Annotated in this window: 16 protein-coding genes; 2 read left to right on the forward strand and 14 right to left on the reverse strand. The window is 58.6% G+C overall.

Annotation, left to right across the window (positions count from 1 at the left end; genetic code table 11):
• Nucleotides 1–45: 45 nt before the first annotated feature.
• The 13 genes from VEG30_01115 to VEG30_01175 form a co-directional block, all read right to left on the reverse strand.
• Entirely contained in the window at nt 46–1,026 is a 981-nt protein-coding gene (locus tag VEG30_01115; protein ID HXZ78498.1) for a hypothetical protein, read from the reverse strand.
• Nucleotides 1,023–1,508: a hypothetical protein gene (locus VEG30_01120; protein HXZ78499.1), complete on the reverse strand. Its 486-nt coding sequence runs from the start codon at nt 1,506–1,508 to the stop codon at nt 1,023–1,025. Before VEG30_01120 ends, VEG30_01115 begins: the two co-directional genes overlap by 4 nt.
• A 2-nt stretch (nt 1,509–1,510) precedes the next feature.
• Nucleotides 1,511–1,930: a hypothetical protein gene (locus VEG30_01125; protein HXZ78500.1), complete on the reverse strand. Its 420-nt coding sequence runs from the start codon at nt 1,928–1,930 to the stop codon at nt 1,511–1,513.
• Nucleotides 1,930–2,550 carry a hypothetical protein gene (locus VEG30_01130; GenBank protein HXZ78501.1) on the reverse strand — a complete coding sequence of 207 codons (621 nt, stop codon included), beginning with the start codon at nt 2,548–2,550 and terminating at the stop codon, nt 1,930–1,932. The genes VEG30_01125 and VEG30_01130 overlap by 1 nt, the downstream gene beginning before the upstream one ends.
• Before the next feature lie 118 nt (nt 2,551–2,668).
• Complete coding sequence (locus tag VEG30_01135) at nt 2,669–3,640, reverse strand: hypothetical protein (protein ID HXZ78502.1); 972 nt, start codon at nt 3,638–3,640, stop codon at nt 2,669–2,671.
• Nucleotides 3,641–3,712: 72 nt separating this feature from the next.
• Entirely contained in the window at nt 3,713–4,138 is a 426-nt protein-coding gene (locus VEG30_01140) for a hypothetical protein (GenBank protein ID HXZ78503.1), read from the reverse strand.
• 16 nt (nt 4,139–4,154) lie between these two features.
• Nucleotides 4,155–4,868: a hypothetical protein gene (locus VEG30_01145; protein HXZ78504.1), complete on the reverse strand. Its 714-nt coding sequence runs from the start codon at nt 4,866–4,868 to the stop codon at nt 4,155–4,157.
• A 48-nt stretch (nt 4,869–4,916) separates the two neighbouring features.
• Nucleotides 4,917–6,134 (reverse strand): phage portal protein, encoded by a 1,218-nt coding sequence (locus VEG30_01150; GenBank protein HXZ78505.1) that lies wholly within the window; start codon nt 6,132–6,134, stop codon nt 4,917–4,919.
• Between the two features lie 51 nt (nt 6,135–6,185).
• Nucleotides 6,186–6,992 (reverse strand): DUF3037 domain-containing protein, encoded by an 807-nt coding sequence (locus VEG30_01155; protein ID HXZ78506.1) that lies wholly within the window; start codon nt 6,990–6,992, stop codon nt 6,186–6,188.
• An 8-nt stretch (nt 6,993–7,000) separates the two neighbouring features.
• Nucleotides 7,001–7,888 carry a HipA family kinase gene (locus tag VEG30_01160; protein HXZ78507.1) on the reverse strand — a complete coding sequence of 296 codons (888 nt, stop codon included), beginning with the start codon at nt 7,886–7,888 and terminating at the stop codon, nt 7,001–7,003.
• A 158-nt stretch (nt 7,889–8,046) separates the two neighbouring features.
• Nucleotides 8,047–9,630, reverse strand: coding sequence for a terminase (locus tag VEG30_01165; GenBank protein ID HXZ78508.1), 1,584 nt, complete (start codon nt 9,628–9,630; stop codon nt 8,047–8,049).
• A 59-nt stretch (nt 9,631–9,689) separates the two neighbouring features.
• Nucleotides 9,690–10,154: a dual specificity protein phosphatase gene (locus tag VEG30_01170; GenBank protein ID HXZ78509.1), complete on the reverse strand. Its 465-nt coding sequence runs from the start codon at nt 10,152–10,154 to the stop codon at nt 9,690–9,692.
• Nucleotides 10,155–10,508: 354 nt separating this feature from the next.
• Complete coding sequence (locus VEG30_01175; GenBank protein HXZ78510.1) at nt 10,509–11,165, reverse strand: sigma factor-like helix-turn-helix DNA-binding protein; 657 nt, start codon at nt 11,163–11,165, stop codon at nt 10,509–10,511.
• 806 nt (nt 11,166–11,971) lie between these two features.
• On the opposite strand from VEG30_01175, the gene VEG30_01180 reads away from it, so the two are divergent.
• Nucleotides 11,972–12,718 carry a LexA family transcriptional regulator gene (locus VEG30_01180; protein ID HXZ78511.1) on the forward strand — a complete coding sequence of 249 codons (747 nt, stop codon included), beginning with the start codon at nt 11,972–11,974 and terminating at the stop codon, nt 12,716–12,718.
• 187 nt (nt 12,719–12,905) lie between these two features.
• Nucleotides 12,906–13,121, forward strand: coding sequence for a hypothetical protein (locus VEG30_01185; GenBank protein HXZ78512.1), 216 nt, complete (start codon nt 12,906–12,908; stop codon nt 13,119–13,121).
• 108 nt (nt 13,122–13,229) lie between these two features.
• Here the strand turns inward: VEG30_01185 and VEG30_01190 are convergent, their stop codons facing one another.
• Nucleotides 13,230–13,643, reverse strand: coding sequence for a hypothetical protein (locus tag VEG30_01190; GenBank protein HXZ78513.1), 414 nt, complete (start codon nt 13,641–13,643; stop codon nt 13,230–13,232).
• Between the last annotated feature and the right edge of the window lie 75 nt (nt 13,644–13,718).

The following is a 13,718-nucleotide window of genomic DNA, read 5'->3' on the forward strand; positions in this document are numbered from 1 at the left end:
AGAATCGTGAGTCGTGTTCGCATTCCGGTAATAATCCGAGCTAGTTCAGTACAAGCCTGCAGCCGCGGACGGGAAGTAGCTCCGGTAGCACACCACCTGCTGGTTGTCGTTGCGATCTATGTATGGCAGAGCAAGGAAGCTGGCCCGCAATGCCCATCCTTGAAATTCGGGATCGAGGGCATAGCCAGATTCCGCTGCGGGTGCAGCGCATTGCAACCGCGGATAGTAGAAGCAGATTCGGCCACCCGACGCTGCCTCCACCAATAACAGCGCTGACCATTCCTGGAAAAAAGATCCTCCCTCACGATCCACAAAAGCACTTATCTTCTGCGCTGCGGCCGCACTTGGGGGCGTCCCGCCGATAAGAGGCTGCGACAGAATCAGCGAGGTAGTGGTCTTGTCAGCCACTCGTCCAACATTGAACGTGACCCGGCGAACGTAGTCGCGATCGCGCAAAACATCGAGCGGATCGCTCACGTAAGCGGCGGCGACTCCAGTTCCCACATAACCAGTCTGCTGTTGATAATCCACATCAACGGCGATTATGTCTCCGACACTGAAAGCGTCAACTGCGCCTATGCCAAGTACGATCTCGCTGGCGGTGGATCCTGAGAGAACTGCAACGGGAGCAATTGCCGATCCGCCTGAGGGCTGCGCGTCGGCATTGGGATCAGCGGCGAGCACATTCATGTGCTGCGATCCGCCGGCCAGCGCCATCTGCAATTTGCCCCATTCGCAAAACTCCAATTCCAGGCGGGCCCCCAGCTTGGAACGATATTGTCCACATGCTGCTCCCCGGGTTCCCGATTGGAGCACGTGCATCTCGGTAATTGCCGTTCGCTTCACTCCGGTTACTAGCCCCAGATCAACCCAGGGGGATGGTGGGGAGTCCACTGCGAAAGCGCCATGCTTCGCGGGATCGAAGATCACTGGAGTCTCCATCGTGCGATCCACGGGTGCGAAGTACGCTCGTACCCGGCTGGCGATCGGCAGCATGTTGGGGCGGAGGGCGATGGCTTCGCTCATACTGCCACCTCCGAGAAGCAGTACACGATAACTTCGGCGGAGCGCTGCAGATGCCCGTCGGCATCGACAATCTCGCCCAGCTTGGGACTTGACCAGAAGACGTTCGTACCGAGCGGTGTGGCTGGGGTTTTGCTGTAATCCATGGTGGCGGTCAACTGGGGCGAGCAGATGGCAAGCAACTCGTCGTCAAGTGCTCCCAGGGTGCGGCCGCGCTCAGCGGCAGAATCGCTGCCCGCAGCGCTGTAAGAGATTCGGCAGCGCATTTTCATCAGCGCTACGATCCGCGTGGGATCTGCCCGTTCCGCCGAGCCCCAGCTCAGGTAAAAGGCGTTTGGAAACTCCAGCAGGGCCCTGCTGACCTCGTTGCCACCAATCAGCACTGCCGGCCTGGTCACCCCGCCGGCTTCCAGGGTGCGAGCCGGACTGAGGGCAGCCAACCGGTCGCGCAGGGCGACATAGAAACTGTCTTTCGCAACTTGCATGATTACTCCAACACGATCACGCGCAGCAGACACTCGGCGCCCGCAAACCAGACCGCCCGCACGTCAGCAAGGATCAGCAGTTTGCCTTCGCGCACAAATCCGGCCGCAGCATTCAGCAGGCTGGTACAAAACGATTCGCCTCGCGACTCGACTAGCGCCTGCAGAGTCTTGGCGGCAATCAGCAGTTCGAACCGGTGCCGACCGGCATGCTTTCCGAGATCACGGACTATGACAGGAAATAGTTCAACATCGTCAGTGGCTGGGGGATCAATTCCCAGTTCCTGAGGAATACTCGCCGCGCTGGCGGGCGCAGGCAGCCGCAGGATGATGGAAGCCCCGCCCAGGGCGCGCAGCATGGCTTCCGTCGCGCGCATAGCAGCATTCTCGCGCCCGGAGAGCAGCCGAACCTCGCCGATATCCATCAGGCGATCCTCTGAGCCACATAAGGGGCCAGAATCTTGCGCACCGTATCGTCGATGAGCGTGTTGGCGAAATATTCCATGTGCATCTGATCCAGCGAATTGGCACGCACATTCAGCGCCGGGGTGGCCTGGGCGTTGCGGACGATCTGCACACAGGCAAACTTCACCGCATCGGGAATTTCAGCGAGCCCGGCGTTATATGTGACATCCATTTCGTTGTAGACCAGGCCCAGGGGATTGATCGGCAGCGTGAGTTCGCCAGTGGTGCTCTGATAATCGATGTTGCTGATATCAAGCTCTGACCACGTGCCCGGAAGACCGAAGATCCTGGCAAAATCATTGGCCATATTGGCGAGTTCGTCTCCGCGTCGCGGCATCACATAGCGCACCCGCACCGAAATCAGTGGTGTCGTTGCAGGCGCAACTGTCGCCAAGGGCAGATAGGTGAGACGGGCGGTGTTGCACGCACCGACGCGCACGCGCTCTGCGTATTGCGCCACGCCCAGCGTAGTGCGGCGGCAATGGGCGTCGATCAGCGCCGAGGCGGCAGCGATCCACGAACTCAGTGTGTCCGCCTCAAGCCCGTGCGCCTCATATTCCGATGGGTCGAGATACTGCATTCATGTGCTCCGGTTTCTGTTGTAGGGAGTGGTTTCGAGGTTCGGCCTGGAGGTATAGAGGAAAGGCCAGCGGTCAGGCCCCTGATGACCGCTGGCCTCGTCGGCCGACAACAGCTCTCTACCGATCGACTGTCACAGCGCAGTGCGCGTACGACGCCCCTTTCACGACCACTGCGCCGAATTTCACCACTACCATCTGTGTGGCAAGCGTTCCGGTGAGACCCAACTGGAACGCCCGGGGATTGGGATCCGTCAGCCAGTGATACTCGATCATGTCCTCGCTGACGATGTAGGCAGGCAGCACCGCGCTTCCGCTGCCAGGTACGCCGGTGTAGCCGAGCGACCACTCCGGAATGAGTGGCAGTTCGCCCGCCTGAGTGGAGAGGGTCTTCACGCGAATCCCTGCGGCAACTTCGGCTGTGGATAGAACAACGTTGAACTCTGCCTTCATTTCGCGATCGATCAGATCGAGCAATACCGGGTTGGCGTAGATCGCGGTCGGACGGACGGCATACGAGGAATTGGCCACCATCTGCGCCACCGCCGACTTCAGGCCGTCCACAATGCTGGCGGTTGTAGCGATGGTTGCGGTATTTCCGCCGGCGGTGATCTGCGCCGCCGCGCCATAGTATTGCGTCGTTGTCGGCGCGCTCAGCGAAGTGTCATTGCCATTCCACAGTGCGACATCATGGGTGCGCATCAGGCCGTCAACAGCATCGGCGAGGTCTTTGGCCTGCAGGAAGGCAAACTGGCTCTGCTGCGAGCCCACTTCTACGTCAAACAGGTTGTAGTTGATCTGCGAGACCAGCGCCTTTAATGGAACGCTGCGCTCCACGCGAGTCGGCGAGGACACGGCAGCCACGATGTTGCGGGGATCGACAAACCCGTTGGCCGGCGTTGGCGACGCGATCGCTGTCTGCTCGAAGAAGCGCGAGGGATGCCCGGTTGCCGGCACCTGGCGAATGCGCTGCCCGAATACGCCGCGGCGGCGCACGATGTCGGTGATCTCGGATTGGTAGCGATTGACCTCCACCGCGCCCGGCCCGAGAAAGTCGGCCGCCGCGTGCAGGTCCAGGAACTGTGCTTTCATGTTGTCTCCGTGAGAAGGTATGGAATCAAGTAGTAACTTGTTTGCGTTTGCCCGCGCGAGCGAGGCTCTCGGTTATTCCAATAGCCCCGCTCTGGCCATCTCCGCTTTCACCGCGATCCGCTGTTCCGGACTGAGAGACGAAAGTGCTTTGTCCAGCACTGCAGGCTCGACGACTTCCGGCACTTCATTTTTGGCCAGTAGCGAAGAGACTAGAGGCGAGAGTGTTTTGCGCGCCAAACGCGCAGCTTGAGCCTTCAGGTCGGAGTTGGCGCGCTCCAGTTCCGCTATCCGCTCTCTCCATTCGCTGTCCGGTTGCGCACGGTCACTTTCGCTACGCTCGAGCAAACGTTCGTCGATTGCCGCCACGATGCGCTCAACCTTCGCACTAAGCTCTTCCTGCTGTGCACTCAGTCGTGCTAAAGCGCTTTCGAGGGCTTCGGCAGCCGCTGCCAGGCGATCCGTGCTGGCTGTGAGTTGTTGACTGACTGGTTCGTCCATTCGATCTCCTTTGAATTTAATTGCGGGCGAGTTCAATCCAGGTGCTGCCGTAAGCCGCCTTGTCGGCCCACAGTACTGCTGCCCCCGTGAACGTGAATTGCGTCACTACCCAAACGTCGGCCCGCAGGTCCGCCACCCGGGCTTCGGCGATCTCGTACGACATGCCCAAACGGCGAATTGATTCGCCGGCTAGGTTTATGTTGGTCTTGCTGGAAACACCACGAGCGCGGAGCAATCGCGCGTTTAAGGCCGGCGTGTCATGGTCCGACGGAAGATTGATCGCAACTGCACGCGGTGATGCTACTGGCCCGAGCTCTCGATCTCTTTCGCCAGCTCCTGCTTTCCCGGATTGCAGCTTGATTTCTTTCACGATGTCTGGAAAGTCGCGCGCAAACAGATAACCTTCTACCTGCAACGACGCCCGCCTTCCGACCGCTCTTCTGCCGCTCGTCGCCAGCGACAACACCTCCGCGCCAGTAATGACTCCGACCTTCCGGCGTGCATCGTGCCGGTCCAGTGAAGGCGAGTAGTCCAGTCCCATGCCGAGCAGTGACGGCAAAGCTTCATCCACCGCAGCCCGCGTGAGCAGCACACGATGTCCACGCGCTCCCGACGGCGGCTTATCCGAAGGAATATCCACCATGGTGAGCGCGCCACGGAATGGCACCCGGTTGGGGTGGCCATCCACTCGCGGCAGGTCAATTGCCATCGATTGCAGATCGAATTCCATGTGTCCTTGGTACTGCCTGGAGTGTGAGGTTTCTTCTGCCCGCGAAGATCAGGCTGAACGAGTTGGCAGCGGTGCCAGACCCCTCATGTCTCGTACTTCGTTCACCGTAAGCACGCCATTGCGCAGCAGGATCTCGTCAATTTCTGCTTGCTCGCGGGCATTGGTCGTGTCCAAGTCGGTGAAGGCAAATTCCAGATCATTCCATCCCAGCTTCTTGCTGATCACATCGCGCGTGATGTGTTCCGCGAACAAACGAGCGGAGGGAACAACCGCGTTCTGAAAAGCATCGTTGGAGAGCTGCCCCGCCGTGGAGCGGTTCACATCGTGCTCCAATCCCAGAAACATCGGTGGCAGGTCGAAAGCATCAGCGATGACGCGCAACAAAAAGGACTGCCATTCCAGACGCAGATCGGCATCGGTGCCTCCGCCGAACCGCAGCACCTCGGGCTTCTGCTCGACCGACAGAATCGGAACTCGCCCCGTGCCTTCAATCTCGTCTTGCCACCAGCGGATCAGGCGTTCATGATGCGACGGCGTCAGATCCTGCAGCCACAGTGCGTACTGCACTACGGTGTTGCTCGCCAGCCTGGCGGCGTAACGATGAGCGCCCAGAAATTCGTTGATCGTTTCAAACGCCACCTCTACCCGGCCCAGTCCGAATGGAGTGTGAGTTCGGGGATTCAGCCGCACATACATCAGGTCTTCGTCGTTCAGAACGATGTTGCCTTCCGGACCGTAGCGGCCGGTCACCTGAACATAACGCGGCGAGTTCGGCTGACCGTCCCAGTCGGAACGCATGCGAATGGTCGCGCCATCCACCGGCCACAAGACCACCGGGCGATTGGGGTCAGCTGTGGCCACAATCTCCGCCGCTCCGAACCCACCCACGATGATGTCTTCCAGCACCTGTTCCGCGAAGGAACGAAAGGAATCGTCCGGATTGGGCGCTTCGAGCGCCTCCGTCAGCGCCTGAACTCGCTCAGGACCCGCAGGTAATTCGGACAACGCGCGTCCCTTGCGCGGCTGCACTCTCCAGTGCATGCCAGCAATGCGGTCCTTGATCGTATTAATCGCCTTGCGCGCCACCGGCGTCTCAGCAAACTTGCGCAGGTTCGAAGGCGTGGGCTTGGGCAGCGCGTTTGTCGGCGTTGCATAGGTTGTAAGGATTGAGGGCAGGGCAATGGTGCGCCGCTTTTCAGGTTTGGCGGCGAGCGCACCTCCGCCCAGCCGGCGCAGGGCGCCGAACAATCCGTCTTTGATGTTCATGATTTGTTTTTGAACCTGTTTGTGGTGCGTTACGACGAGGTACAAAGCAAGCTAAGCGTGCATGTCGATGCGTATCTTCTCCGCGATCTCTGGCAATGATTCGGTGGTCGCCAGCACTATGCCTGCGCTCTCCATCTTCTTCAGTGCGAATCGCGTTTCCGAATCCGAGCGATCCAAAGTCTCGACAATCGCGGTCAACTCGCTGCTGGCATTCTCCAACCGCTGGATTCCGGCCTGAATCTCCGGATAAGTGAGCGCCAGGATGCGCGCCGGCTCTACCGAGGTCTGCACCGATACTGCGTGAATCAGCTTCACAATTCCGTTCGGGCGGTAGCCGCAATCGATCTTCAGCGGATCATCTGCGTCCGTGTATCTGGCTATGCTGATGTCCTTGAACAGCAGATCCCAGACGCCAGTACGACGAAACGCGCTCTGCATTAGGCCACGAATCGCCCGTCGTCCTGTGAGCTCGCGCTTGCCGGTGACGCGTGGTTCCACGTACATCTCGGCCAGGCGGTCGACCTCTTCCGCCGGCGCGTCACTAAGCACTGCGGCAGGTGGCGTCAATTCGATGCTGTTTGAAAGATACTGCTCCAGCCTGCCCAGAATCAGCTCGCCCTCAGCCCCAGCGTTGAGCAGCATTCGCAAATCGGTTTCCAGCGACTCCAGGACTTCGATGTCCGCCGCCGGATTCAAGCAACGCACTCGCCGCCAGTCGCGCGTGAAACGCACATCGGCAAAATCGCTTCCGCCTTCGCTGTGCGATCGGAAGAGTACGCCGATATTGACGAACTCTCCCTTCACCACGTCCGGCATGTAGCGGACAAGCGAAAACTCGCATTTGCTGTGCTGCGCCATAGGTTGTGCTAGTTCCAACGACTCGGATCAGCTTCCACGAATCCGCCGATGACCGCCAACTGTTCTCCCCCCGCAGGCGTTTCCTGCACTCGCCCACGGCCCCTCCAATTAGGAAACGGATGCCGCGTGGAGTTACGAAAATCGTCGATCAGCCGGCGCGCCATGGATCGCCTCTGCGCCAACTTGCTGACCAGTTGTTCCATCGCGTCCAAGTCGTGACCGTACCATCCCGGGGGAATGGTTTCGGCCACAGACCACACTTCCTCTACGTCCATCTGCTCGAGACGCGATAGCCAGGGCTCAAACGACTCCCACCCCGTTACGCCCACATACACATCGTTGCGGAGGTACACGCCGCGCAGCGGCGAATCTTCGAAGGTCCACTCCCCCGCGTTGAAGCAGTACCCCTGATCGATGAATGCCGCGGTGAACTTCCGCTCCCGGCCTTTTTTCCAGAAGGCTGCCTGGCGGCCATTCGCGTTGCAGGTCCATTTGTCCAATGCGAGCATGCCGGCAAAGGCCTCAAGGTTGCGGACTCGACCGATCATCGCTTCAGGAAGATAATCGAACACCTCGCCTTCCCGAGGATCCACCACGTAGCGCGACCCGAACTGCAGTCCCGCCTGGCAGCGGATCGTCTGCTGCGCCAACTGCATGTGCAGCTCGGGTGTGTGCTCGATCAGCCAATCACTCACTTCTACCACTTCACTCACCGCCACTGGCAATCCCAATCGCTCTGCCAGCCGCGACGCAAATAAGTCATTCGCCAGCACCCGCGGATGTTGTGGGTTGTTCTGAAACTTCACCACGTAATAATAGCCGTCATCGGCACGCATTAGATGGCTCTGCGCACCGCCTCGCATCCGGCGGATGTGCTGAACGGCTACGACAGGCAACCGGGCCTCTTCTTCCCGCCCGCATTCGGCGAGCTAGAGGATCAAGGCCTAAATCTTAATCATGCAACTTCAGATGTCGATGTGACTGATAACACCCCAGCCGCTTCGCCAATCGCCAAGTTATGCCCGATTTGAAACAAGCCGTGGTTCTTCCAAGTTCATCCCCTCCCGACGCCTCTAAGCTCGAGTCTGCAGTTCCTGGCATCACAGCTGGTGTCGCCTCTTACTGCCAGTGCGATCGCCATAGCCATCACGCAATCGTCGTGGCTGCCGGAAGCGGCTCGCGACGAGCCATCGGCGGAGCGCACAAATGTCCTGCATTCCCGCAACAGCCGAGGGCTGTTGAACCATTCCGGATGCAGGCTCAGAATTGCGGCAAAATTCTCGATCATTACCGGACGGCTGGCCACCGACGTCAACCAACCCTGCTGCGAACCCTGGGCGTAGACGTTTGCGTACTTCAGTACGGCAGTCAGATGGGCCAGCACGGCGTGACCATGATTATTTCTCTCCACGGCTACCAACGCTGTCCCATATTCTCGGCCCAGGTCCGCAACCCGCCTGGCAAGCTCCTGCGGAGTAAAGTGCCCCAGCAGTTCCGCACACTGGCGTCCGTCCCAGCGATCGATTACCTGGGCACAGGCGCTATCCCCATCGCACCCTCCGCCTGCCGGATCTACGCCAATGATGTAATCGCGTCCAAGCTGCGCCGGCCACCAGATCAGCAGACGCCCGCTATCGCGGCTTTCGGCGACCAGAGCGTCCCCGTCGCGATCCACAGATGCTTTAAGCCGGGACTCAAGGATTTCCAGATCGAAAACACATTCGCCCGAAGCGAGGAAGCAGGATTCCGGATCTTCAGCAAACTCTTGCGCAGCCAACCCGCGAAAGTTCGCACGGATCTGTCTGCGGTACGCAATTTGCTCCTGATCCAGGCCAACTTGGGTGATCAGGTTCCGTTCTTCTTCGCTGAAACAGTCGACGAACGCGCCCGCGCAGCGATAAGAACGATCCAGCCACCAGGGGAAAAAATGCTTTACATAGCCGGTGCGATCCGCCTGCTCCCACTCCTGATAGAAGACATCTCCAAGTCCATTGGGAGTGCTTTCTAAGACAATCTGGCCTTGCGGCGGCACTGCGGCGCGGAGTGATGCCAGCACCTCCGCCCCGTCACGCGGCCAGCGTGCCACCTCCGAGCAGTGCAGGTTGTTGATCGTCAGGCCTCGGCCCGCATTCGGGTCGGCGGCGGTCTCTACCCGGTATTCGCTATCCAGGTCGGGATACGCCAGTTGCCTGACGTTCGCCCGCGAGGTTTTCAGCACTCCCGTACGCAGCCAGTCCGGCAAGTTCTCCTGGAACCGGCGCACGATACGGAAGATTTCTTCCGCTGAGTCCTGATCGTGGGCAACCTGTACACTCAGGCTGCCCGGCCGCGTGACGGTATCGATGAAGAAACGTGCTGCCACATAAGTTGTGATCCCCAGTTGCCGTGCTTTGAGCACAATGTTGCGTGGGCCCCAGCGCTCATCCATCTGCCTCTGCGCCCGATTGAGATTGAACGGGACATGCGCTCCCCTTTTGTTGCGAATGCGCAGCCATGCCTCGAAGAGGCACTCCCTTCCCGTCCACCCGCAGCCCAGGCGTTCCTGCAAGCGATCGCCATAGGCGATCAGGACCTCACGGTCCCTTCGCGGATCTCCTAATTCTGGATTTTTATGGGTTTTAGCAAACTCGCCTGTCAAACTCGCAGGCAAATCTAAGAAAGCAGAATTATTTCCAGACAAAAAGCCCTTACTTGGTATTACTGCTTCGCCGCGTTTTCCGCGGTCACAAACGTTCTCATGTAGTCCTCGACACTGCGCACGTAAACATCCGCCAGATCCACTACATGCCGGCGCGACTCCAGCATCTCCGCCGCATCCCGAGACGAATAACCCAGAACGCGCAGAATGGCCAGCGCCATCATGGGCGCGCGGTGAACTCCCGCGGCACAGTGAATCAAAAGCTTGCCTTCCGGGCGATCCAGGACTCGCAGAGCGAAATCCACTCCCCGCTGAAATACGTGTGGCGGCTTGGGCTGAAAATCATCATCCACCGGATTCCACAACACTTCAATGCTGTAAGGTTCCGCCAGTTCCGTATCATCAAACTCAATCTGCATATCGATGATGTGGGTGACACCGGCGCGCGCCACTTCGATCATCTTGTCTTTCGTCCAGATGCCGCCACCGACTGCGATCCGGTCGGTGATCCACGTCATATCCATGGTGGAACCTTCTTCTCCTCGCGCCCTGCAACTTGGATGCGCGCTTGCCGTGAACCGACTTGCTGCCATTTTAAAGCACTGCAACTGTCGTTCGCGAAATCTCCGCTGTTCCGGCGTAACCAGTGTCCACCTTCGGAGGTAACATCCTCACCGAGGTCTCTGACGGTCAAAAAGAACGGCGCAGCGCCGACTTCGGCCGGCTGCTGCGCCGCAACTTCAGGAGGAAACCTTCAATTTTCCCTTACATTTTCAGAATACCAAGTTTGACAGGGTATTTGGGACATTCTGCCCGGTACTTTATTAATCCTCTTTCCAGCAAGTTACACAGAAAACCCCAAAATACCCCTCTTGACATTACATCCTCCGGACCGAGTCCGCGGATACGGCCTCGGCGAGCAAGAACCATTTTGCTTCCCGCAACAGCGTAGCATCGCTTAGATCCTCGCCACAGTCGGGCTCCGGATCGGGAGGCTGAACGTTCTCGCTCATGTTAAGCGTGGCCGCCTTAAGCACTACGTCCGGCCGGGATTGCGGTCGTGCCGCGTTTTGCCTGGGATTGACGTTGCTCAGCGGCTCGAGCAATCCCCGTTCCAGAAAAAGGGCCGTGACGGCATCCAGGGCCTCGGGATATTTCCGAAGCACCGTCTTCCGGGAACAGCCCATCATCAGCGCCGTCTCCTCCTGCGTGTAGTCCTGGAAAACACGCCGCGCAATCAGTCGCTGTGTCTCCAAATCCAGTTCCTCGAGACAACGTTCAACGTCATGCACGAAGATAACTGCATCTTCGAAACTGTTCATGCGGTAGGAGGTGACGCGCGTACGGAAGAACTCGCGCCCCAGCAGGGAAGGAAGCCTCCCCAGTTCCACAGACATGCGAAAGTACTTACGCAGACAGGCCTCTGTGCGAACGCGGTACAAGCAGAGATCGGCGGCATTCCCTTCCAGGGTCAGCCCCACATTCGGTGAGGCATAAATGGATTCTGTCAGTTCAAGCGCAGGCTCTAAACGCAATTTACACCCCCAGCGCACTCGGCCTGCGCGATTTCCAGCACTTCAGGATGCTGGATCTCAGGAGTGTTCCAACCATGGGTTGCATGATTGATGCGACCCGATGCCCTCGTCCTTCGCCGATAGCGTCTCGCCGGCGAGATCTGGTCAGATGGCAGTAATTCCTGGAGTTGCAGCGTGCAACTTCCACAATAAGCATGCATGCTGCCTTGCGGACGCAACCACAGTCCGCCACAGCGCTCGCAATATTTCAGCTCAAGCTTTTGTTCTTGGTGTGGCGCGCATTCCAACATGTTTCAGTCTCCTAATGGAAAAGGGTGAAGTGAGCAATAAGGGAGAAAGGTAATGGAAAGCGATCCCGGCGCCGGCCAGTTCGTTTTGGGGAGGATCGACCGAAGCAGGATTCGCAGGATGAAAGACCTCAAAGACCTCTTTGGGAAGCAGATTTTTCGCAAGCCTGAATCTTCCCTTGCGTCTGCTCGCTCGGCGGGCCAGACTATGTGCGCCCATTTCGTCTCAGATTCCGAAGAGCTGATACCTGTCTTGGCTTCCGGGCTCCTATGCTGTACCGCCGGTTGAGTGTGTTCGTGTACTTGCCAGCACACAGGGGAAAATTCCTGTGGGCATATTTCTGGTAATCCATTTTCAGTACGGGCCATTTTGGAGGAGGAGAGGCAGGGCAACTATCACGCTCCCGGGTAATATCTTTTAGAAATACGTTCTGTTATCGTCTATAGCTTTTTGAAAATCTCGTGGTCAACTGGAAAGCATACGAAATGCTTCCGGACTGATGAGGCACGTCTCCCCAAATGGGAAGAGCCATCCAAACGTCTCTCACCTTCCGCAGTTTGCAGGATCGCCTGCGCGACTTGCTCCTTGCCCGCATTGCCAGTGGCGAAATCACCGGTCTGCGGTTAGCCGAACTCAGTGGACTGCGGCAGGCGCACATCTCCAATTTCCTGAATCGCCGTCGCCGCCTCAGCCTGGAAGCCATGGATGCTGTGCTGGCCGTTTGTCGGCTTTCACCGCTTGATCTCTTGTCCGGCGCGGAAATCAATCGCCGCGCCACTGTACGGCCCCCAGCCGCCACTGGGTTTGTCAACCTCGCCCTCGTCGAGCCGGCGATTGCCGCGCAGGAGCCGTTCATTCGTCAGCAAAACGTCCTCGGACTGCATCAATATCCCACTACCTTCCTTCGCCGACTTCGCCGCGATATGCAGAGTCCGCGTCAAGAATGGGAGCGCTTCGTGCTTGTCCGTGCCAGCGCGCATGAAGGCATCAGCATGTTCCCGCGATTCTTGCCAGGGGCTTTGCTTCTCATTGATCGCCAGTACAACTCACTTCAGCCCTATCGCAAACACGACCGCAACATGTACGCTGTGCGCTCCGGTGCCGATGGCTCATGCACGATCAGCTATGTAGAGCTTTCTGGATCGAATCTGCTGCTGCGGCCCCATAACCGCGACTATCCGGTGATTGTGCTGCCCTTGGAGCAAGGACGAACCTACGCCGAGAAGATCGTGGGACGAATCTGCCATGTGACGATGGAGGCGTGAAGCTCAGCTGGCAGGGCGGCGCGGGCTCCCTCGCCCGCGTGTTGGCAGAAATCAAATGTGTCGCAGGCCCGGTCTCGCCTTATCTTCTCTCGGCGCTCTCTCTGTTATGATTTTCTCGGTAGTTTTCCTCCCCGATTCGCACGGGGATACCAGCCCATAGCAACACTTTTGAGTTGGAGGAGCTTCGATGACCGAGGTCGCCGGCATCCCTCTCGGCCCACGCCGTGATGAAGACATTGCACTCGATATGATGAGATTCATTGCAATCACCACCGCATACGGCAAGACGGGTACGCCGGGGGCGGGTTTTCAGGGGGGAACCGTGTCGCGAGCCGAGGACTATGCCGAGCACCTGCTTCAGCTCTATACCCGTTGCTTGGAGACAATTCGCGGGAAAAAATAGCCGCTTCAGCCTGTAAAACACGATGAAAAAGCCGCGGCTCTTGCACCGCGGCTTCGTTGACTTCGAATTTATGGTTCCAGCTAAATCAGCAGATGTGACCAGCCAATCTTAGCGACGACGGCGGCCCGCCTTCTTCCGGCCGGCTTTCTTTGCTGCTTTCTTCCTTCCACCTCGCTTGGCAGCAGCCCGGCTCCCTCCGCGCTTGGCCGCTTTCTTGCGAGCAGGTTTCTTAGCAGCCTTCTTTGCTGCTTTCTTCGGAGCTTTCTTTGCCGCTTTCTTCGGAGCTTTCTTTGCCGCCTTCTTCGCGGCCTTCTTTGGGGGGGCTGGCGGCGCCCCTCCCCCTTCTCCGAACGCCGGAGCCGGTGGCCCTCCGACTTCGCCTTCCGCCGTGCCGATTGGTTCCTCTTCCTCTTCCTCTTCTTCCTCGAGATCCTCTTCTAGATTCTCGTCATAGATTTCCGCCTCACCGTATTCGTCCATTTCATCGTCGCGTCCGTAGAGTGTCTTGTCGTCGAAGACCATCGTTCCTCCTGATTTCGGATCTGAGCTCGCTTACACTCTTGAGCTCACACGCGCTTATCACGACTGCATAGCACA

The organism is Terriglobales bacterium, assembly GCA_035624455.1.
Taxonomy (GTDB): domain Bacteria; phylum Acidobacteriota; class Terriglobia; order Terriglobales; family Acidobacteriaceae; genus DASPRM01.